The sequence below is a fragment of the Aequorivita sediminis genome, from assembly GCF_032080575.2.
Lineage (GTDB): Bacteria > Bacteroidota > Bacteroidia > Flavobacteriales > Flavobacteriaceae > Aequorivita > Aequorivita sediminis.
This window is the reverse complement of record NZ_JAVLSO020000001.1, coordinates 140624-161254: the sequence shown is the minus strand read 5'-3', so window position 1 is coordinate 161254 and position 20631 is coordinate 140624. Positions and strand designations below refer to the sequence as shown.

Below are 20631 nucleotides of genomic sequence, written 5' to 3'. Positions count from 1 at the left end.
TTCTTTTTGAATTTCTAAATTTAAATTTATGAAGAAGAAAGTGTTGATTACTGGAGCTACAGGACTTGTGGGAAGTGAGTTGGTAAAACAATGTCATAATAATGGGATCGCTGTTCATTATCTTACCACGAGTAAAGAAAAAATTGAAAATATTGAAAACTACAAAGGGTTTTATTGGAATCCTAAAAGAGGTGAAATAGATACTAATGTTTTTGAAGGTGTTACTGCTATAATAAATCTGGCCGGAGCAACTATTGCAAAAAGGTGGACAGATAGTTATAAAAAAACTATAATCAATAGCAGGGTAGAGTCTATTAACTTACTTTATGACACACTTCAAAAAATAGAGCACAATATTGTCCACTTTATTTCAGCTAGTGGAATAAATATCTACCCCAATTCCAAAACAAAACTTTACACCGAAGAAGACAAAGTTACCGATGATTCGTTTCTAGGAAATGTCGTTTCTTCTTGGGAAGCTGCTACAGCAAAATTTAAAAATGCAGGGATGGAGGTTACCAAAGTTCGTACAGGGATGGTTTTGGCAAAAGGAGCAGGTGCGTTACCACAAATAGTAAAACCTATTAAATTAGGTGTTGGTGCTCCGTTAGGCAGTGGCGAACAATGGCAGTCTTGGATACATATAGAAGATATTGCAGCAATTTATCTTTTTTTACTCAATAATCAGTTAGAAGGAAAGTTTAATGCTGTAGCCCCAAATCCCGTTCAGAATAAAAAGATGACAAGAATGATAGCTTCAAAATTGGACAGTCCTCTTTGGTTGCCAAACATACCGGCATTTGTATTGAAATTAGTTTTGGGAGAAATGTCTGTATTAGTTTTAGAAGGGCAACTTGTGAGTTCTAAGAAATTAGAAAAGCTAGGCTATCAATTTAAGTATTATAATCTAGACAATGCGCTAGAAGATGTATTGAAAGAATAATATGAAATAAAAAAGAGGCCAAATAGGCCTCTTTTAAGTTTTATGAGAATCTTTTTTTATTAAGCTTTATTAGCTACCAAAGAAACTTCAATTTTCATAATGTCACTAATAAATTTGTCTCCTAGGTTGTCGAAAACAGACTTAGAACCAAAGTTGATATCCCACTTTGTTCTGTCTAATTCAATAGCTTCACTCTTTAACGTCATTTTATCTCCTTCAGTAGTTACAGTTGCAGGGAATTCAATAGCGTTAGTTTTGCCTTTAATTGTTAAGTTACCTTTTACTACGTTGTTTTCGATACCAGTCAACTCAAATTTAGAAGTTGGAAATTCTTTGATATTGAAAAAGTCTCCTTCTTTACCTTCAACTGTTCCCTTTAAGTGAGCTTCTAAATTTTCTTTGTATTCCCCTTCTAAGTCTTGTACATTAATTGAACTCATGTCAATTTCGAATTTTCCAGCTTCTACAGCTCCATTGTTTAAATGGAATACACCAGAATTAAGTGAAATAGTTCCGAAGTGTTTTGTAGTAGGCTTTTCACCTTCCCACTTAATTTCAGAAGCTGCTGGGTCTATGTTATATTCTACTGCTGCTTCAGTTGCTTCGGCTGGATTTTCTACAGCAACTTCAGTTTCTTTTTCAGCATTTTTACAAGAAAATGTTGCTGCTGCCATAAAGGCTAGTAATGTAATTTTTAAGGTTGTTGATTTCATAATTTAATTTAAATAATTAATGGAGCGCAAAAATACTATTAATTGAACCATTATATCTTAAATTAATATTAAAATAAAAGCTGTGACATTTTGACATTATACAACAATTGGCAGTACTTTTGCTCCCTCTTGAAAAACTGAAAGAATTCTCGCTATGAGTAAAAATGATAAAAACAAAGAAACCGAATTTCAGGAAGAAGTAGGTTTAGACGAACAAATGATTAATGAGCAGGAGATTGCTAAGGATAATGAAATAAACCCTTTAGCCGAATTGCAAGATCAACTTCAAAATGAAAAAGATCGCTACTTGCGTCTTTTTGCAGAATTTGAAAATTATAAAAAACGTACCTCTCGCGAACGCATAGAAATGTTTAAAACAGCAAGTGAAGATGTGATAATATCACTATTACCGGTTTTAGACGATTTTGAAAGAGCACTAAAAGAAATTGAAAAGTTGGGAGACGATCACTTTAAGGGAGTAGAACTTATCAATAATAAACTGCGTGAAACGCTGCGTTCTAAAGGCTTAGAGATGATGGAGGTTAAGCAGGGCGATACTTTTGATTCTGAAGCACACGAGGCAATTACTCAGATTCCAGCTCCAGACAAAAAATTAAAAGGAAAAATAATTGATGTGGTAGAAAAGGGATACACTTTAGGTGAGAAAATTATCCGCTACCCAAAAGTGGTTATAGGACAATAATATGAAGGAAGATTATTACGAAATATTAGGAATCTCAAAAAATGCAACGACTGCCGAAATAAAAAAGGCATATCGTAAAAAAGCAATTCAATATCACCCTGATAAAAATCCTGGGGATGATGAAGCGGAAGCAATGTTTAAAAAATCTGCAGAAGCTTACGAAGTGCTTAGCGATCCGAACAAACGTTCACGTTACGACCAATTTGGTCATCAAGCCTTCGAAGGCGGTGGTGGCTTCGGTGGCGGAGGTATGAATATGGATGACATATTCAGCCAGTTTGGCGATATATTTGGCGGTGCATTCGGTGGTGGCTTCGGAGGCGGTAGCTTTGGTGGTGGCGGACGTAGAACTGTAAAAGGCAGTAATTTGCGTATTCGTGTACAACTTACCTTAGAAGAGATTGCTACAGGTGTCGAAAAGAAAATTAAAGTAAAACGCAAGAAACTGGCACAGGGAACAACCTATAAAACTTGTCCTACTTGTAATGGACAGGGGCAGGTTACCCGTATTCAAAATACAATTTTGGGGCGTATGCAAACCTCAGCCCCTTGTAATGCTTGTGGTGGCTTAGGGCAAATTGTAGATTCAAAACCTGCAAATGCAGATGCTGACGGAATGTTAGTGACCGAGGAAACAGTTTCAATTAAAATTCCAGCTGGTGTTGTAGATGGAATGCAGCTAAAGGTTACCGGAAAAGGAAACGATGCTCCGGGGAATGGTGTTCCTGGCGATCTTTTGGTTGCTATTGAAGAAAAACCTCATCAAAGCTTACAACGTGAAGGTGACAATTTACATTTCGATTTATATATAAGTTTTTCCGATGCAGCTTTAGGAACTTCTAAAGAAATAGAAACGGTAACTGGAAAAGTTAGAATTAAAATTGAAGCGGGTACACAAAGTGGAAAGATTTTAAGACTTCGCAGTAAAGGTATACCAAGTATAAATGGTTACGGTACAGGTGATTTGCTAGTTCACGTAAATGTTTGGACACCAAAATCTCTTTCAAAAGAGCAAAGAGAATTTTTTGAAAAAATGGCCAACGATCAACATTTTGAACCAAGCCCAGAAAAGGAAGACAAGTCATTTTTCGAAAAAGTTAAAGACATGTTTTCTTAAACAAACGTTAAATTAAAATAATTTGTATATATTTGAATTGTCGCTTCGTCTAAGAGGCGGCAATTTTTCTTTTTCATAGCAATTTTTTTCCCACCCAAATGCTTAGGTTTTTGGGTGGGTTTTGCATTTAGGGCATTATTGTTTGCTAGATAATTATATTAATTAGTCTACATAAATTGCGATTAAACTATAGTCTAAAAATTTCTTAAAAGTTCGCTTTAAAAAGTGCTGTTAGGCTCTCAAATCAATATATTTACATTTTACAAATAAATTCTATGGAAAAACTTTTAGTAGTTAATAATGTTTCCAAAAACTACGGAGATTATAAGGCGCTTAACGATGTGTCTATAGAGGTAGAAAAAGGAAGCATCTTCGGGTTGTTAGGACCAAATGGAGCTGGAAAAACAACCTTAATTCGAATTATCAATCAAATAACAATGCCAGATAGTGGTTTGGTACTTTTAGATGGTGAACCACTAAAGCCAGACCATGTAAGATATATAGGATATTTGCCTGAAGAACGAGGGTTGTATAAAACTATGAAAGTAGGAGAGCAAGCATTGTATTTGGCTCAACTAAAAGGACTTTCAAAACAAGAAGCTAAAGAAAGACTGAAATATTGGTTTGATAGACTAGATATCGGTGACTGGTGGGATAAGAAAATCCAGGAGCTTTCAAAAGGGATGGCGCAAAAAATTCAATTTGTAGTTACCGTATTACACAACCCAAAATTGTTGATATTTGATGAGCCTTTCAGTGGTTTTGACCCTATTAATGCTAATTTAATTAAAGATGAAATATTAAAATTACGCGATGACGGAGCAACTGTAATTTTTTCTACACACCGAATGGAATCTGTAGAAGAAATGTGCGATCATATCGCGTTAATTAATAAATCCAATAAAATCCTTGATGGAAAGCTTGTGGATATTAAGAGGCAATACAAAAACAACGTTTTCGAAATTGGATTAATAACTCCTAATCACGCCGCAACAACAGCCTCCTTAAAGGAGAAGTTCGAAATTTATCCAACAACATTCAAAAGTATAAATGAGGAACTTAAATATAAAGTAAAGTTGCCAGATTCGGTATCTACTAATGAGTTTGTGAACTATCTTACATCTCAAGGTCAATTAACTCATTTCGTTGAAGTAATTCCTTCAGCAAGTGACATTTTTATTGAAACTATCCAAAACAACTAATTATAGATGAATCATCTTCCATTAATAATAAAGAGAGAATACCTTACCAAGGTCCGCAATAAGTCGTTTGTTATAATGACTTTTTTAAGTCCCATTATATTTGTTGGGATTTTTGCACTAGTGGCTTATTTGTCTAATTTGAATAATGATACAGTTCGCAAGATTTCAGTTTTGGACGAGAGTGGATATTTTTTAACTGAATTTATAAGTACAGCTCAAACACAATATAAGCTACTGCCAAATATTTCACTTGATGAAGCAAAAAAACAAGCTCAAGCTGATGAAACTTATGGTTTACTTTATATTCCGAATTTAGAAAGCCTAGAATCTATTTCAAAAGGAATAACTTTTTTCTCTGAAGAATCTCCGTCGCTACCTTTAATGAATAGCATTAATAACATGCTTGAAGGTAAAGTGAATACGCTTAAGCTAAAAGAAGCCGGAATGGATTCTGATGTAATAAAAGACCTTCGTATTAATATTAATGCAAATCAAGAAACTTTTAAAGGTGAGGAGACGTCAAAGCTCGGCTCTGGCTTAAAACTAATTTTTGGTGGAGCAGCAGGTTATCTGCTATTTATGTTTATCATTATTTATGGTAATATGATAATGCGAAGTGTTATTGAAGAAAAAACAAGTAGGGTTATAGAAGTTATAATTTCATCAGTAAAACCTCGTTTATTACTGTTAGGAAAGATATTTGGAACCACGCTTGCTGGAATTACTCAGTTTTTAATATGGGTGATTTTAATATTGGTGTTAATGACGGTAGTGACATCGGTTTTCGGAATAGACCCATCAGCTGGCTCACCTTCTCAACAAGCAATAGAAAGTACTATAGATGGAGGGACTCAACAAGTTTTAAACGATATTTTAATAGAAATTAATAATCTACCAATCACAAACCTTATTGTAATGTTTGTTCTGTTTTTTGTTGGAGGCTACTTATTGTACGCCTCATTATACGCTGCTGTTGGCGCTGCTGTTGATAGCGAAACCGACACACAACAATTTATGATGCCTATTTTAATGCCACTTATTTTAGCAGTTTACGTAGGCTTCTTTACAGTGATAGATAATCCACATGGTACGGTATCACAAGTTTTTTCTTATATTCCATTTACATCTCCTGTTGTGATGCTTATGCGTATACCTTTTGGTGTACCACTTTGGCAGCAAGTAATTTCGGTATTAATTTTATTTGGTACTTTCATAGGGATGGTTTGGTTTGCTGCAAAAATATACCGCGTAGGGATTTTGATGTACGGAAAGAAACCATCGTATAAAGAAATTTTTAAATGGCTTAAGTACTAATAGAAGTGAATAACAAAGTAACTAAAATAGAAGCGGTAGTTAAAGAAGATATTCTAGGCACTATAAAGAGATTTTTAGATCTAGGGTTTTACTTTGGTGAGGGAGACAACCAAGTGGGAGTCACAATTGGATTATTGCTGTTAATTATTGTTGCTTATTTAGTTACTCATTTTGCTTTAAAAATTTCAAGTTCGCTTATAACTAGGCAAATGGACTCCACTGATAAACAAAAATTTATCAGCTTGTTTAAATATATTAAAGCTGCCGTTTACATCATTGTTTTTTTTACGGTTTTAAGTTTAGCAAACTTTAATATAACTCCTATACTCGCTGCTTCTGCGGCCTTATTAGTTGGTTTAGGTTTAGCTTTAAAAGAACTTTTTCAGGATGTAATTGGGGGCATTTATATTATAATGGATAAGTCGCTTTTAGTTGGCGACATCATTAAAGTTGAAGATAAAGTTTGTAGAATCATAGAAATAAAACTTCGTAGTACCAGAGCAATAACACGTGATGATAAAATATTGATTATTCCTAATCATAAATTCTTAATTAATACTTTTAAAAATTATACTCAAAATCATACCACAACACGGGAGTATATTAAGGTGAGAATTCCTTTTGGAAGTGATACGCGATTAGTTGAGCGAATATTAATTGAAGCGGTAATTGCTCAAAAAGGAGTACTGAAGAATCCAAAACCCTTTGTTTTCTTTAATGAATTTGGAGAATGGGCTCTTGAGTTTGGTGTATATTTCTTTATTAATGACAGTTTTTCAGAACCTAAAATAAAAAGTGAATTACGATTTAAAATCGACGCTAAGCTCAGAGAAAATAAAATTGCGATACCTTATCCTCAAAGTGACATACATATGTTCGCAAGAACAACAGGAAGTAATGCACATTTAAAGATTTCTTCAGAAGAATAAATCATTTATGAACTATAGCCTCAATTTGTTAATTGTTTTTTTCGGACTAATCGGTTTGGGAGTGAAAGCTCAAACTACCGATTTGGCTAGAGTTGAGTTTTTAAATTTACCACTTTCAAAATCCGATAATTCCATTCAGAGGTATAGGATTTTGATACAATCTCCCATTCCTTTAAAAAAGGGCAGAAGTGATTTTTTTGTTATTGGTGCAGAGTATCGTTATCTTGATGTAAATATTAAAGATGACAATGATAAGCTTGCATTTGGAGCACATCAGGTTAGTTCTGTAGAAAGGATGGGGCTTTACTTAGGATATACTTGGAAGTATAGTGATGAATGGCGCTTGGGAATGAAGATTGGGGCTAAAGTTCAGAGTGATCTTAAAGGCAGTTTAATTGCAGATGATTTTACCTATGAAATTGGAGTTTATGCTATAAATGATAAAAGAAAAGATGTGCCGGAGGGTAAAAATCCGTATAGATTAATTGCTGGACTAACTTACTCAACGACACCAGGGAGATGGTTGCCACTGCCAATTTTGAATTATTATGAAGAATTTCACCCCAATTGGACTTTTACAATCGGTGTTCCAAAAACAAATATCAGACATTATTTAAATGATAGTCATAAAGATGCAATTCAAGCCTTTGCAACTTTAGATAACGATTATGCCAATTTACAACAGAATTTCGTGCCATTTTCTAATCTCGGTTCTAGAACAAAAGTTGCAGAAAGTATTCAAACAACTATAATTTTAACGGGATTGGGTTATGAGCATTTTTTTACAAAACATTTAGTGCTTTATATATACGCCGCACATTCGGTTTATAACAACTTTAGACTAGAAGATGGTGATGGGAATAAGATATATCAGATAAATTCAGAAAAATCCCCTTATTTTAGGGCTGGAATAAAATTTAAATATTAAAGATGCCAAGGATACTCATTATAGAAGACGAAGCAGCAATCAGAAGAGTTTTAGTGAAAATTCTTACTGAAGAGAATAAAGATTATGAAGTTTTTGAAGCTGAAGACGGTCTTGCAGGAATAGAGATTATTAAAAAAGAAGATTTTGATCTTGTACTGTGTGATATCAAAATGCCGAAAATGGACGGTGTTGAGGTTTTAGAAGCTGTAAAAAAGATAAAGCCAGAAATTCCAATGGTTATGATTTCTGGACATGGTGATCTTGATACAGCTGTCAATACCATGCGATTAGGAGCTTTTGATTATATTTCCAAACCACCAGATTTAAACCGCTTACTAAATACTGTAAGAATAGCTCTTGATAGAAAAGAGTTGGTAGTTGAAAATACTCGTCTTAAAAAGAAAGTTTCTAAAAACTATCAAATGGTTGGGGATTCTCCAGAAATTGAGAAGATAAAGGAAATGATTGAAAAAGTGGCTCCAACGGAAGCCCGCGTTTTAATTACTGGACCAAACGGAACAGGAAAAGAACTTGTGGCACATTGGCTTCATCAAAAAAGTGACAGAAATAAAGGTCCTATGATAGAAGTTAACTGTGCCGCCATTCCAAGTGAATTGATAGAGAGTGAGCTTTTCGGTCACGTTAAAGGTGCATTCACATCTGCAAATAAAGATCGAGCAGGAAAGTTTGAAGCTGCTAATAAAGGGACTATTTTCCTCGATGAAGTAGGCGATATGAGTTTATCTGCCCAAGCTAAAGTGTTAAGGGCTTTACAAGAAAATAAAGTTCAAAGAGTAGGAAGTGATAAAGACATCAAAGTAGATGTTCGTGTTATTGCTGCTACCAATAAGGACCTTAAAAAGGAAATAGCGGAAGGCAGTTTCCGTGAAGATTTATATCACAGATTAGCGGTTATTCTAATAAAAGTTCCATCATTGAATGATAGAAGAGACGATATTCCCTTATTAGTTGAGTATTTTTCAGAAAAAATATCAACAGATCACGGAACGGCTCAAAAGAAATTTTCAAAAAAAGCTATTGAACTATTAAAAGAATTTGATTGGACAGGAAATATTCGAGAGTTACGAAATGTTGTCGAGCGCTTGATTATTCTTGGTGGCAAAGAAATTAGCGAAGAGGATGTAAAGTTATTTGCCAGTAAATAAAAAGTGCCCTCAACGAGATTTAAATAGTAATACTAGAAGGTTTGAGGTCCTTCTCTTTAAAAATATCAGATATGAAAGACATAAAAATTGAAGACTTTAAGGTTTCTGAAAGTATAAATATAGAAGACACAAAGACAAAAGTAGATTTGGATGCTTCTGAAAAAAAGTTAAAGAAAGCACTAAAAAAAACTCGAAAGAAACTTGGAGACCTGCAAGATACACTTTATGCTCACGGGAAATATGGTGTTTTAGTTTGTATTCAAGGAATGGATACCGCTGGAAAAGATAGTTTAATACGTGAAGTTTTTAAAGATTTTAACGCTCGTGGAGTAGTCGTTCATAGCTTCAAGACACCTACTTCATTGGAGAAACGCCACGACTACTTATGGCGTCATTATATAGCGCTACCAGAACGAGGTAAGTTTAGTGTCTTTAATCGTACCCACTACGAAAATGTTTTAGTTACTCGTGTTCATCCAGAATATATTCTAGGTGAAAATTTACCAGATGTAAGTAGCTTGGATGATATCACCGATGATTTTTGGGATAAACGTTTTCAGCAAATAAATAATTTTGAAAAAACTATTCAGGAAAATGGAACAATTATTTTTAAATTCTTTTTAAATCTTTCAAAAGAAGAACAAAAATATCGCCTATTACGTCGCTTAAACAAGCCTAATAAAAACTGGAAGTTTTCTCCAGCTGATTTAGATGAGCGCGAACTTTGGAATGAATACCAAAAGTATTACGAAGAAGCGATTAACCGTACTTCAAAACCTAAAGCACCTTGGTATATAATTCCTTCAGATGATAAAAAAGCTGCACGATATATTGTGGCAGAAATAATGCTTCAGGAACTTGAAAAATTTAAGGATATTAAAGAGCCTGAATTGGATGATGATATAAAGGCGAAAATTTCAGAATATCGCGAAAGGCTTAAAAATGATTAATACTCTCAACAAAATACAATGAAAATAAATTTTATCCCCACTTTAATTTTTACATTTCTTATTTCATTTATAGCAGTTTCACAAAATCCTACCAAGGATTCAATTATGTTGAAGAAGCTATATAATACAGCCTTAACCGATGGAAAAGCTTACGATTGGCTAGATTACTTATCCAACGAAATTGGGGGTAGGCTTTCTGGTTCAGTTGAAGCAGAATACGCCGTTAAATACACCGAAGCTCAACTTAAGGAACTTGGTTTAGATAAGGTTTGGCTTCAACCTGTAATGGTTCCAAAATGGACGCGCGGTTTCAAAGAATACGCATATATTGAAGGAAGTTCAGGGATCAAAACAGAAACACATATTACCGCTTTGGGCGGCTCTATACCAACACCAAACTTAGGTTTAAAAGCTGAAGTTGTTGAAGTTCATAGCTTCGATGAATTGGCGGAATTAGGGAAAGAAAAAGTAGAAGGGAAAATTGTTTTCTTTAACAGGCCAATGAATCCCGAGTTTATTCATACTGGGTATGCTTATGGGGGAGCATCAGATCAACGTTTTTCTGGGGCCGAACATGCGTCAAAATACGGAGCTGTAGGTGTAATTGTTCGTTCTTTATCACATAAAATGGACGACGCGCCTCACACTGGAGCTATGAGCTATGGAAATACCCCAGAATCTAAATATATTCCAGCGGCTGCCATTAGTACAAACGGAGCAGAATTACTTAGCAGTTTATTAAAACTTGATCCAAATTTGAAATTCTATTTTAAACAAAACTGTAAGATTTGGGACGATGTTTTGTCGTACAACGTAATTGGTGAAATTAAAGGTAGTGTTTATCCAGATCGATATATGGTTGTGGGCGGACATTTAGATAGTTGGGATAATGGTGATGGCTCCCACGATGATGGGGCAGGAGTGACACAAAGTATGGAAGTGTTACGCTTGTTTAAAAAACTTGACTACAAACCAAGACATACTATTCGTGTTGTGTTGTTTATGAATGAGGAAAATGGCTTACGCGGAGGTAAAAAATATGCCGAGGAAATTATAAGTAATAACGAAAAACATGTTTTTGCCATAGAAAGTGATAGCGGTGGGTTTACACCAAGAGGTTTTTCTCTTGAAACTGATACGGCTAACGTTGCACAAATTCGGTCTTGGGCACCTTTATTTGAACCCTATTTTATTCATTTATTTACCGAAGGTTATAGTGGTGCCGATATTCGTCCGATGAAAGGTAATATTGATGTACTTGCTGGACTACAACCGGATTCACAAAGATATTTTGATATCCACCATTCCGAAAATGATACTTTCGATAAAATTAATAAGCGGGAGCTAGAGCTCGGTGCTGCAACTATGGCAAGCTTGATGTATTTAATGGATACTTACGGCGCTAAATAAACTTGATTCAAGCAGTAGTGATGATTAAAAAATAGCTACCACCAAACTACAAAGAAACGCTCCGTTGTATGGGGCGTTTTTTTATAGATTAAAGGTGACTTTTTATTTTGAATCTGTTCATTTATCAACTTCTCAATTTCTGAATGACAATACCATTCTTCAATAATTTCAATTGGTAAGAGCCATTCTTTTTTTATCGGGATGGCGTACTTGGCAGTTTTATCCTCCTTATTAAAATCTCCGTGCTTTATCCAATGCCCAACAAGGCAGTTGGAATAATTTCCAGGGAATGAGTCACTGCTAATTTCCTTGGGAAGAAATAGAAACGCTTTTATGCATAATTTCTGCGAAGTAGGAAATTCTATATTTCGGTCTCTTAATTTTTTAATGGTTTCAGGGCTATGAAGTAACGGGAACTGCTTAAGTTTTACCTTTTCCAATTTGTCGTAAAGAGTATCTTTTCTATTCGGGCCAATCCATTTTTTTTCTTCCGCAGTACCGTTATTTTCATCGTATAAATAGAACTTGCAGGCTAGTTCTATATGGCTTACTTCCTTTGTAATTAAGTTTTTAACGATATAATCTAGTTCACCTAAAGTTTCTTTCTGGTTATTGATAGTATTCGAAGCATTAATTTGAAGGTTTGCAAGTAGCAATTCATGTTTTTTAGACATCCTTAAAATTGTTTCAAAACAGGCTTCGGCTTGCATACCGAGAACTAGATTTGTTGGAAAACGGAATTCACCATCAGAAATTTTTTCCTCTAAAAAATCAAAATTTGAAAAAGGATACTGTGCCGAGTTAATTTTTAAAACGGGAGCTTTAAGGAATGAGTTTAGAATATTTGACACTTTCGGGTTCAAAACATAAAAGAATTTTTAAAAAACAAATTTATTTAAACGTCCAAGCGACAAAGCGACTTTGTTTATTGCCTTGCTCCATTTCAATAACTTTCACTTCACTTGGTTGCGTTTTATTGATAGCGCGTTTAATATTTTTCAAGTTTTCCTTTTGCGAAACGACTGAAGTAAACCAACCTACTTGATTTTTAAACTGAACACTTTCTTCAGCCATTCTTTTAACAAATGCTTCTTCACCACCTTTATACCAAAGTTCATTGCTCAATCCGCCAAAATTCTGAGTTTTATCTTCATTAAGTTCTAGATTTTTAAATTTTTTCAGGTTGCTCTTTTCGGCATCCGTGCGGTTTTTGAAAAAAGGTGGGTTACAAACTACAACATCAAAAGCGTCTGTAGGCTGAATGATATGTTCTAAAATATTGCTTTTAAACTGCTGGTGTCGAAGTTCAATGTTTATTAAAGCTTCGTTTTTATCGATTATTTCCTGTGCATTGCTCAATGAATCTGTATTCACTTCGCTAGCGGTACATTTCCAATTAAAATAAGTACTTGCAAGGATAGGATAAATAAGATTTGCTCCAGTACCAATATCTAGTAAATGAATATCCTTCTCGTCAACTAAATCTGCAACGTGCAGTAGGTAATCTAATCTCCCAGGAATTGGAGGACAAAGATTATTTTCAGGAATACTCCAAAAGTTTATACCGAAATGTTCCTTAAGTAGGGCGGTATTTAATGCTTTTACAGCTTGGCTGTCGGCAAATTTTATTGTTTGATTCCCGTGTTTGTTTACAAATACGAAAGACTTTAATGGGGGATGTTTAGCTATAAGATTATTGAAATTATAATCTTTATTAAAAGGGTTCTGTGGATGCACGAGTAGTTATTTAGAACTGTAAAGATACTACAATCATCACTGTTCTCTCTTTACTTAGCTTATTGTTCTATATTTTCACGAATGTCTGCTTTTTCCTTAGCCTCTTCACTTTCTATAATGGTGTTTTTTACTGCGCTGAAGGTTATGTCTTTTGCTTCAGCATACGAAATATTAAAGCTGCGTTTAATATTTCTAAATTCTTTAGGGAAAGGTTTTAACAACGTGTCGTAATAGTTGTCTAGTTGTTTGTCGGTTGGCAGAACATACTCCAGTCTTAATTGAAATCTTCTTAGCAGCGCTGAATCGATAACCTTTGGATGGTTTGTTGCGGCAATCAATAAGGTATCATTAGGCATTTCGTCAATTAACTGAATAACGGTATTTACAAGACGTTTCATTTCTGAAGAATCCTTGTCGTCGTGATCTCGAAGTTTTCCGATGGAATCAAATTCATCTAAAAACAACACCGCTTTTTCGCGCATAGCTTTCTTAAAAACATCTGTAATGTTTTTGGCAGTTTCGCCCAAACGAGAAGAGACAACAGTTCCAAGATTTAAGATGATTATTTTTTTATCTAAAGCTTGTGCAATGGCTTTGGCAGTAGTTGTTTTGCCACAACCTGTATGACCAAAAAGAAATATCTTATTATCAACAGGAAGTTTGTACTTGCTTAAAATCTCCAAATGCTTAAATTCTTTTAATAACTGATTTAAAGCATTTTTATTAGAATCACTCAAATGGATTTCATCTAATCCAATAGTAGTTTCATCTGAGTTGAGAATATAGTCTGATATCGCCATTTGCCTCTTTGTTTGAGAATGCAAAAATAGCGAAGGTTTTGAAATGAGCGTTAGATTGCGAAGAAGTAATTTCTACTTCTTTAAAACACTTTCGTATTTTTCAATCCATTGCTCAACAGTAATTTTTGAGCTAAGCTCACCTAAGAGGTCAAAAGGAATTTTTGTAGGATTTTTAAATCGGACACAGCTTTTGCCCATGTCTAATTTTCCTTTGGCGTGGTTTGGATATTCTTGAACAAACCAATTCAATATTTCAGGGTCTGCATAAATTCCAGAATGGTAAAATGCAATGTGATTTTTTTGAGAAGCAATACTTAAAAAAGGCAAGGCATCTGTAGGTTTACAGTGGTATCCATCTGGATAAATACTATGGGGAACAACATAACTAATCATTCCGTATTGCATAGTTTCCTCAAAACCTTTAGGGAGATTAGACTTTACAGTTTCTCTAAGTTTTTTCATTACCTCCTGACGGTCTTCCGGAAGTTCAGAAATATATTGGTCTGCTGTGGTAGCTTTAGATTGCATAATGCGAGTTTTGATTTTGTTGGGCTAAAATTAAAGTTTTTACCGAGGAATCGTAATTTAATTCGTTTGTATTCTATAAATAAATTTAAGGGAATTAATCTGGCTCATTCGCTTTAAACCCGAATTTATAACTAACAAAAAGAAATAAGAAGGCGAATAAAGTTCCTGTAACCCCGTAATATGCATCTATAATGTCTGGAGTATTTAAAATATTTATAAAAAGTTCAAATATAAAATTGGTTGCCAGTATTACGATTCCTAAGCCAACTATATATTTAAATTTTACCCCGGCCATAATCTAAAAATATCCAATCCCCGAATAAAGGATATAGCTTAAACAGAAATTTGAAATATGAGAATAAAATTCTGGTAGAAAATTATCGATGTTTTGTAATCTAATCCATTCACTTTTTCTACCCAGAAATAACGCAAAAACAACTACTAAAAATATTAGAAAGCTTAATGCGGTAGTGACCTTTGGGAGCTGTTTTAATTGCACAGCTTTTACATTTGATTAATAAAATCATTTTAAACCCTTCAATTTCATTTTGAACATTTTGGCCGCTGAGGTGTAACCACCTTCAGTGCCATCTACAAAATGAGAATGTTTTGTTTTTCTATCTAGTACATAACACGACATTACAGAGGCGTGGGTAATATGAATGCCGTATATGATTTTCTTTTCTTTTTCTAGTTGATTTAAGTATTCTAAAAACGCGTCTATTTTACTTTGTTCCCCAGTAAAAATTGTATTTATCATTCCGTCGAGCATAAAAGTGTGTGACAACTGACTTATTTGCTGCAAATATCGCTTTCCCGTAGAAGTTAATCTTAAATATGTTGTTCCTATAAGTGTTGAGAACCAATTTTTGAACAAGTACATCCAACTTTTATTGACAAGACTAATTTTCATCTCTTCCCAAATATTGTAAATGCTGTAATTCAATTTAAGACTTTGAGATTTTATAGGTTGTCTATTCTTAAATGTGCCAAAAAGCGAGTCTATTTTGGATAGAACTTCACTATAAACCTCTACCTGAGTAGCTTCATCTGTAGCATCCAACAGTAAGCAGATAACTTTACTCTTAGTTCGTGACGGATTAATTTCTTTCCATCTACATTCCATTCCTTCTAAATTGAGAAGGTCTTTTTTAAAACTTGTAGCATTATTTTCTACAAAATTAGCTTTAATAATTTCCTCAGCTTTTTTTAAACCGTTTCCTAATACAATCGGGATCGTTAATTGGTCAGTAAGCCGGTGTTTCGCTATTTTGATTGTGGATTTCTGATTGTTTAACGCTTCCACTGAAATATGTCCAACTCTAAGAATTAGCTTGGTTTTGCGTTTAATGTGGATCCTATAATTTTCTAAAACAGAGGTAACCTTAGTTAGAAGGGTCTTTGGGACAATAAAAGTGGCGCCATCACCTCCAAAAAAATATGGGATTTCTACATTCTTTCCGTCTTTTCTAATAGTGTTTAAAACTGAAATTATTGCTCCAGTTGCGGTCAAGTTTATTTGATGGTGTTGGCCTCGATTAACAGCCTGGGTGGAATTTTGAATATCCACAACAACCACCTGCCAAGTACTAGGAATATTAGAAAAACTAGATTCACTAGCCAATAGCGCTATAACCGATTTATTAGAGCTTTTTAATCTGGCATAGAATTTTAAATCGTTCATCTAGTCTTTAAGGTTCTGTTTAGGTGGCTAATTATTATTTTGGTTGCCTTATATGATCTCAATTTACATTTTTATCTTTCAAACTTCATCTTCTTCATCATCATCTTCATCTTCATCTTCATCTTCAAATTCAAATTCAACTTCAACTTCAACTTCATCTTCATCCTCGATTTCCATTTCCATTTCAATTTCAATCATAAACCCTACTGATACCCCGCCGCCTGCAATTTAAACAGCTCAGAGTACAATTTTGGATTTGCCATTAACTCCTCGTGAGTGCCCAACTCTAATACTTGTCCGTTTTGCAACACCAAAATTCGGTCTGCCATACGTACCGTACTAAAGCGGTGGCTGATAATAATACTAGTTTTTCCTTTGGTAAGGGCGATAAATCGCTCAAAAACATCGTATTCTGCCTGTGCATCAAGAGCACTGGTGGGTTCATCAAGTACCATAATATCGGCGTCTTTCATATAGGCGCGGGCGAGGGCTACTTTTTGCCATTGTCCACCGCTTAGTTCTTGCCCTTGGTAAAAACGTCGTCCAAGACGTTGTTCTAAACCATCTTCCATTGCGCTCACCACTTGTTCAGCTAAGCTTTTACTGGCGGCATAACCTATAGTTTCGTTGTTATCAATTTCAGAAATATTTCCTACAGCAATGTTTTCACGGAGGGTAAATTCATATTTAAAAAAGTCTTGGAAAATTACGCCAAATCGATTTCGGTATTCGTCAACATCAAACTTATTAACGTTTATTCCATCTAATAATATTTCGCCTCGAGTAGGTTCGTAAAAGCGTAGGAAGAGTTTTATAAGTGTTGTTTTACCTGCTCCATTTTGTCCTACAAAAGCCATTTTTTCTCCTGCATTCATAGTGAAAGTAACACCTTTTAGCACTTCAGTTTTACTGCCAGGATAAGCAAAATGTAAATCGTTTATTTGAAAACCTTGTGTAATGGTTTTTGGAATAGGAGTTTTTGCTTCGGAAGTTTGTTCGATTTTTAAATCTAAGAAATCGAAATAATCTTGAAGGTATAACGCACTTTCCGAAATACGAGTAAATCGAGAGAAAAAGCCTTGTAGGTTGTTGCGCAACCTGTTGAATGATCCAGAAAGGAATGTAAGTTCTCCAATGGAAATAACTCCAGTAAGTACTCTTAATATAATATACACATAGGCACCATAATAACTCAAAATCCCTAGAATGTTAAACAGCGAACCGTATAAACTTTGTTTTAACGAAAGATTTTTGTTGAGGTGATAATATTCATTAGAAAGATTTTTAAATCGCTCCGCAATAAAATCAGTAAGTCCAAAAAGTTTAACTTCCTTAGCTGTTTGGTTGTTAGCTCCAATAAAACGCAAATAGTCTAATTCTCTTCTTTCTGCAGTCCAACTCCTTGCAAGAGAATAGCGGGTACTGCTAAATTTTGCTTCGTTTATAAAAGATGGAATAATACTAAGTACAAGTATTAGAATCAATATAGGTTCAAAATATACCAATCCTGCAATTAATGAAAATATCGAAATTACACTTTCAGCCTGTCCTAAAGCGTTGCTCATTAATTCAACTCTGCTGTTAGTTTGAGTTCTAGCACGTTCGAGTTTATCGTAAAACTCAGGGTCTTCTAATTGAGCAATAGTTAGTTCGGCAGTTTTTCTGATTATCTTTTCGGAAGAATCGTTGGAGTAGAGGTCTCCTAAAAGTCCATCGGTTAGGTTTATCAGTCTACCCAATAAATCTGAAAGCACTACCACTACAAATTCAATAAGCACCAAATTCCATAATTGCGAAAAATCTTTATCTTCTAACGAAACTTGAAGTATAATTTCATCAATAATCATTTTACCTACCCAAAGAATTACAACAGGTGTAAAAGCATTAACTAACCTACTGAAGATATTAAGTAAGAAAAGTTTCGGACTACTTTTAAATATTTCTTTAAAAAATCTAGGAATTGTTTTTAGTGCTTTAAAGGAGTCTTTAACGCTAGTTTTATCTTTCTTATCGGTTATAGATTTTGGGATCCGTCTGGCCATTTCTTTTTAATTCTGAATTAAGAAGTATGAATTCATAATTTTTAAAATACAAAGCTATTCTAAATTACACAACTACTATCTTTGCGCAAAATTTAAATTTTGGCGCTCTCCGATTATACTCGCGAATTCAAATATAACACCAAACTGGCAACCCCAGTTATTTTGGGTATGCTAGGGCATCAAGTGGTGGCCTTGGTAGATAATATTATGGTAGGACAGTTGGGTAGTGCCGAACTTGCCGCTGTATCACTAGGAAATAGTTTTATGTTTGTGGCAATGTCCTTAGGCATTGGATTTTCTACAGCAATAACACCATTGGTTGCTGAAGCAGATGGAGAAGGAAATAGAGAGAAAGGGAAATCTTCGTTTAAGCACGGATTGTTTTTATGCATTGCTTTGGGGATTGCCTTATTTGCCTTAGTGATGTTCTCAAAACCTTTAATGTATATGATGAAACAACCCCCAGAGGTTGTGGACTTAGCTATGCCGTATCTTACTTTGGTTGCTGCATCATTGGTTCCTATGATTATTTTTCAAGCCTTTAAACAGTTTAGTGATGGAATGTCGATGACACGACTGCCAATGTATGCTACTATTATAGCAAACTTGGTAAACATTTTACTAAACTACATGTTCATTTTTGGAAAGTTTGGTGCGCCGGAGCTAGGTGTTGTTGGTGCTGCAATAGGCACCTTGGCATCACGTGTTGTTTTGGTAGCATCTTTATGGTATTTCTTAAGTAGAAAAGAGAAGTCGCGTTTTTTTGTTACCGAAATTAAGATTTTCACACTTAGTAAAGCAATGCTTAAGAAACTTTTAAATCTTGGTTTCCCTTCGGCCATGCAAATGTTTTTTGAAGTAGGTATTTTTACCTCTGCCGTTTGGCTTTCGGGAATTTTAGGTAAAAATCCCCAGGCTGCCAATCAGATTGCATTAAATCTTGCATCTATGACTTTTATGGTAGCAATGGGATTTAGTGTAGCTGCGATGATACGAGTGGGAAATCAAAAAGGGCTAAAAAATTATGTGGAATTACGTCGAGTAGCAATTTCTATTTTCCTTTTAACATCTATTTTATCGTTGGTGTTCGTTGCCGGTTTTATAATTTTTAATGGTGATTTACCAAAAATATTTCTTGATTACGATAATTTAGCACAATTTGCCGATAATAAGGAAGTAGTAATATTAGCTTCACAGTTGTTGATAATTGCCGCTATTTTTCAATTTACTGATGCGTTACAAGTGGTTGCTCTTGGAGCGTTACGTGGAATGCAAGATGTGAAAATTCCTACAGTATTAACCTTTATATCTTATTGGATTATTGGATTTCCAGTTTCATATTACTTAAGTATGCATACCTCATTAGAAAGTATGGGAATCTGGATTGGGCTTCTCGCGGGTCTAACCGCAAGCGGAATTATGTTATTCATTAGATTTAATTATCTTTCGAAGAAATTAATTCGGTTGGCTACAAATCCATAAACGTAGGATGATAAATAACCCTTTACTGAATAAAAACAACTAATAACTCTAAAACCATAGCTGAAAAATGGATTTCCCAAAATACTTACTAGGCGACAATAGCGATTATCCTGCTGCAATTTTTGTAATTCACACTGAATTTCCACGGTTTATCATAAACCTTGAGAATGATGAAGTAGAATGGCTGGAAGATTTTGACAAGGAAGATCAAAAAGAATTAGAAGCTGAAGCAGAAAACCTAATCCAAGGCGCTACCGAGTTTTACGATCGTGAGATTGCCTTGTACGAAGAAGATTAATTAGCTATTACAGCGGCTTACCAATAATATCAAGCTGTTATTTTATCTATGGTGAAAGTGAGTAGCTAATTTTTTAAAAAAGAATCAAAAAAATGCTCGATCAATTATTAGAATACGACACCGAACTATTTTTATTTTTAAATAATCTTGGAAATACATCTTGGGATGGGTTTTGGCGTTTTGTAACTGAAAAATGGTCGTCTATTCCCTTGTACGCTGTTTTACTTTACTTAATATATAAAAATTACGGATTAAAGGGAATGCTTGTAATTGTTGTAAGTGTAGCCTTAATGATTACTGCAACAGACCAACTAGCCAATCTCTTTAAATACGGCATTAAACGCCCTAGACCTTGCCAAGTTACCGAGCTTAAAGAAACTATGCGCTACGTTGCAGATGGTTGTGGAAGATATGGATATTTTTCAGCCCACGCAGCTAGTTCAATGGCAGCAGCCGTATTTCTAGGATTGAGTCTGCAAAAATGGTATAAATATTTGCCTTTTCTTCTTTTAATATGGGCAATTATGACAGGATACAGCCGAATTTACCTAGGCGTTCACTATCCTTTAGATGTTATAACAGGAATGGCTATTGGTGGCCTATTAGGCTGGAGCTTTTATTTGTTGCAGCAATGGGGACAACGAAAGTTCAATACCTAAAAGATGTCAGGCTGAGCTCAGTCGAA

At 34.6% G+C, this 20631-nt stretch carries 21 protein-coding genes; 13 read left to right on the top strand and 8 right to left on the bottom strand.

The window, feature by feature from the left end; translation table 11 throughout:
- Positions 1-28: 28 nt before the first annotated feature.
- Positions 29-943: a TIGR01777 family oxidoreductase gene (locus RT250_RS00745; protein ID WP_313111225.1), complete on the top strand. Its 915-nt coding sequence runs from the start codon at positions 29-31 to the stop codon at positions 941-943.
- A 59-nt stretch (positions 944-1002) separates the two neighbouring features.
- On the opposite strand, the gene RT250_RS00740 is transcribed toward RT250_RS00745, so the two are convergent.
- Positions 1003-1656, bottom strand: a complete 654-nt coding sequence (locus RT250_RS00740; RefSeq protein ID WP_313111223.1) for a YceI family protein — start codon at positions 1654-1656, stop codon at positions 1003-1005.
- A 154-nt stretch (positions 1657-1810) separates the two neighbouring features.
- Here RT250_RS00740 and RT250_RS00735 point away from each other — a divergent pair, with 154 nt between their 5' ends.
- The 9 genes from RT250_RS00735 (at position 1811) to RT250_RS00695 (ending at position 11375) form a co-directional block, all read left to right on the top strand.
- Positions 1811-2359, top strand: a complete 549-nt coding sequence (locus tag RT250_RS00735; RefSeq protein WP_313111221.1) for a nucleotide exchange factor GrpE — start codon at positions 1811-1813, stop codon at positions 2357-2359.
- Between the two features lies 1 nt (position 2360).
- Positions 2361-3476 carry a molecular chaperone DnaJ gene (gene dnaJ / locus RT250_RS00730; protein ID WP_313111219.1) on the top strand — a complete coding sequence of 372 codons (1116 nt, stop codon included), beginning with the start codon at positions 2361-2363 and terminating at the stop codon, positions 3474-3476.
- A gap of 275 nt (positions 3477-3751) precedes the next feature.
- Positions 3752-4678 (top strand): ABC transporter ATP-binding protein, encoded by a 927-nt coding sequence (locus tag RT250_RS00725; protein ID WP_313111217.1) that lies wholly within the window; start codon positions 3752-3754, stop codon positions 4676-4678.
- A 6-nt stretch (positions 4679-4684) separates the two neighbouring features.
- The gene (locus RT250_RS00720; protein ID WP_313111215.1) at positions 4685-5992 is read left to right on the top strand and encodes an ABC transporter permease; all 1308 of its coding nucleotides are present in this window, start codon (positions 4685-4687) and stop codon (positions 5990-5992) included.
- A 5-nt stretch (positions 5993-5997) separates the two neighbouring features.
- Positions 5998-6921 carry a mechanosensitive ion channel family protein gene (locus RT250_RS00715; RefSeq protein WP_313111213.1) on the top strand — a complete coding sequence of 308 codons (924 nt, stop codon included), beginning with the start codon at positions 5998-6000 and terminating at the stop codon, positions 6919-6921.
- A 7-nt stretch (positions 6922-6928) separates the two neighbouring features.
- On the top strand, positions 6929-7849 hold the full coding sequence (locus tag RT250_RS00710; RefSeq protein ID WP_313111211.1) for a DUF6268 family outer membrane beta-barrel protein: 921 nt from the start codon (positions 6929-6931) through the stop codon (positions 7847-7849).
- A gap of 2 nt (positions 7850-7851) precedes the next feature.
- Positions 7852-9015, top strand: a complete 1164-nt coding sequence (locus RT250_RS00705; protein ID WP_313111209.1) for a sigma-54-dependent transcriptional regulator — start codon at positions 7852-7854, stop codon at positions 9013-9015.
- 71 nt (positions 9016-9086) lie between these two features.
- Positions 9087-9965, top strand: a complete 879-nt coding sequence (locus RT250_RS00700; RefSeq protein WP_313111207.1) for a PPK2 family polyphosphate kinase — start codon at positions 9087-9089, stop codon at positions 9963-9965.
- Between the two features lie 18 nt (positions 9966-9983).
- Complete coding sequence (locus RT250_RS00695) at positions 9984-11375, top strand: M20/M25/M40 family metallo-hydrolase (protein WP_313111205.1); 1392 nt, start codon at positions 9984-9986, stop codon at positions 11373-11375.
- A gap of 35 nt (positions 11376-11410) precedes the next feature.
- Here the strand turns inward: RT250_RS00695 and RT250_RS00690 are convergent, their stop codons facing one another.
- From RT250_RS00690 to RT250_RS00660, 7 genes are all read right to left on the bottom strand, one after another.
- Positions 11411-12226: a DUF1853 family protein gene (locus RT250_RS00690; protein ID WP_313111204.1), complete on the bottom strand. Its 816-nt coding sequence runs from the start codon at positions 12224-12226 to the stop codon at positions 11411-11413.
- Between the two features lie 40 nt (positions 12227-12266).
- Positions 12267-13112 carry a 23S rRNA (adenine(1618)-N(6))-methyltransferase RlmF gene (gene rlmF, locus RT250_RS00685; RefSeq protein ID WP_313111203.1) on the bottom strand — a complete coding sequence of 282 codons (846 nt, stop codon included), beginning with the start codon at positions 13110-13112 and terminating at the stop codon, positions 12267-12269.
- Positions 13113-13171: 59 nt separating this feature from the next.
- Entirely contained in the window at positions 13172-13912 is a 741-nt protein-coding gene (locus RT250_RS00680) for an AAA family ATPase (protein ID WP_313111201.1), read from the bottom strand.
- A gap of 72 nt (positions 13913-13984) precedes the next feature.
- Positions 13985-14440 carry a DUF1801 domain-containing protein gene (locus RT250_RS00675; protein ID WP_313111200.1) on the bottom strand — a complete coding sequence of 152 codons (456 nt, stop codon included), beginning with the start codon at positions 14438-14440 and terminating at the stop codon, positions 13985-13987.
- 94 nt (positions 14441-14534) lie between these two features.
- A complete protein-coding gene (locus tag RT250_RS00670) occupies positions 14535-14735 on the bottom strand; it encodes a hypothetical protein (protein WP_313111199.1) in 201 nt (66 codons plus the stop codon).
- Positions 14736-14963: 228 nt separating this feature from the next.
- Positions 14964-16124, bottom strand: a complete 1161-nt coding sequence (locus tag RT250_RS00665) for a DUF3095 family protein (protein ID WP_313111197.1) — start codon at positions 16122-16124, stop codon at positions 14964-14966.
- 203 nt (positions 16125-16327) lie between these two features.
- Positions 16328-18166, bottom strand: coding sequence for an ABC transporter ATP-binding protein (locus tag RT250_RS00660; protein WP_313111195.1), 1839 nt, complete (start codon positions 18164-18166; stop codon positions 16328-16330).
- Between the two features lie 99 nt (positions 18167-18265).
- Between RT250_RS00660 and RT250_RS00655 the strand changes: the two genes are divergently transcribed.
- The 3 genes from RT250_RS00655 (at position 18266) to RT250_RS00645 (ending at position 20605) form a co-directional block, all read left to right on the top strand.
- Positions 18266-19648, top strand: a complete 1383-nt coding sequence (locus tag RT250_RS00655; protein WP_313111193.1) for an MATE family efflux transporter — start codon at positions 18266-18268, stop codon at positions 19646-19648.
- A gap of 67 nt (positions 19649-19715) precedes the next feature.
- Positions 19716-19946 (top strand): DUF8828 family protein, encoded by a 231-nt coding sequence (locus tag RT250_RS00650; protein ID WP_313111191.1) that lies wholly within the window; start codon positions 19716-19718, stop codon positions 19944-19946.
- Positions 19947-20038: 92 nt separating this feature from the next.
- Entirely contained in the window at positions 20039-20605 is a 567-nt protein-coding gene (locus tag RT250_RS00645; protein WP_313111189.1) for a phosphatase PAP2 family protein, read from the top strand.
- The last annotated feature ends 26 nt before the right edge of the window (positions 20606-20631 follow it).

What these genes read in the sequence shown, in the direction of transcription:
- RT250_RS00745 (WP_313111225.1), top strand. Translation starts at nt 29, where the DNA reads ATGAAGAAGAAAGTGTTGATTACTGGAGCTACAGGACTTGTGGGAAGT.
- RT250_RS00660 (WP_313111195.1), bottom strand. Translation starts at nt 18,166, where the DNA reads ATGGCCAGACGGATCCCAAAATCTATAACCGATAAGAAAGATAAAACT.
- RT250_RS00680 (WP_313111201.1), bottom strand. Translation starts at nt 13,912, where the DNA reads ATGGCGATATCAGACTATATTCTCAACTCAGATGAAACTACTATTGGA.
- RT250_RS00710 (WP_313111211.1), top strand. Translation starts at nt 6,929, where the DNA reads ATGAACTATAGCCTCAATTTGTTAATTGTTTTTTTCGGACTAATCGGT.
- RT250_RS00695 (WP_313111205.1), top strand. Translation starts at nt 9,984, where the DNA reads ATGAAAATAAATTTTATCCCCACTTTAATTTTTACATTTCTTATTTCA.
- dnaJ (WP_313111219.1), top strand. Translation starts at nt 2,361, where the DNA reads ATGAAGGAAGATTATTACGAAATATTAGGAATCTCAAAAAATGCAACG.
- RT250_RS00675 (WP_313111200.1), bottom strand. Translation starts at nt 14,440, where the DNA reads ATGCAATCTAAAGCTACCACAGCAGACCAATATATTTCTGAACTTCCG.
- RT250_RS00720 (WP_313111215.1), top strand. Translation starts at nt 4,685, where the DNA reads ATGAATCATCTTCCATTAATAATAAAGAGAGAATACCTTACCAAGGTC.
- RT250_RS00650 (WP_313111191.1), top strand. Translation starts at nt 19,716, where the DNA reads ATGGATTTCCCAAAATACTTACTAGGCGACAATAGCGATTATCCTGCT.
- RT250_RS00735 (WP_313111221.1), top strand. Translation starts at nt 1,811, where the DNA reads ATGAGTAAAAATGATAAAAACAAAGAAACCGAATTTCAGGAAGAAGTA.
- RT250_RS00670 (WP_313111199.1), bottom strand. Translation starts at nt 14,735, where the DNA reads ATGGCCGGGGTAAAATTTAAATATATAGTTGGCTTAGGAATCGTAATA.
- RT250_RS00705 (WP_313111209.1), top strand. Translation starts at nt 7,852, where the DNA reads ATGCCAAGGATACTCATTATAGAAGACGAAGCAGCAATCAGAAGAGTT.
- RT250_RS00645 (WP_313111189.1), top strand. Translation starts at nt 20,039, where the DNA reads ATGCTCGATCAATTATTAGAATACGACACCGAACTATTTTTATTTTTA.
- RT250_RS00740 (WP_313111223.1), bottom strand. Translation starts at nt 1,656, where the DNA reads ATGAAATCAACAACCTTAAAAATTACATTACTAGCCTTTATGGCAGCA.
- RT250_RS00725 (WP_313111217.1), top strand. Translation starts at nt 3,752, where the DNA reads ATGGAAAAACTTTTAGTAGTTAATAATGTTTCCAAAAACTACGGAGAT.
- RT250_RS00665 (WP_313111197.1), bottom strand. Translation starts at nt 16,124, where the DNA reads ATGAACGATTTAAAATTCTATGCCAGATTAAAAAGCTCTAATAAATCG.
- RT250_RS00700 (WP_313111207.1), top strand. Translation starts at nt 9,087, where the DNA reads ATGAAAGACATAAAAATTGAAGACTTTAAGGTTTCTGAAAGTATAAAT.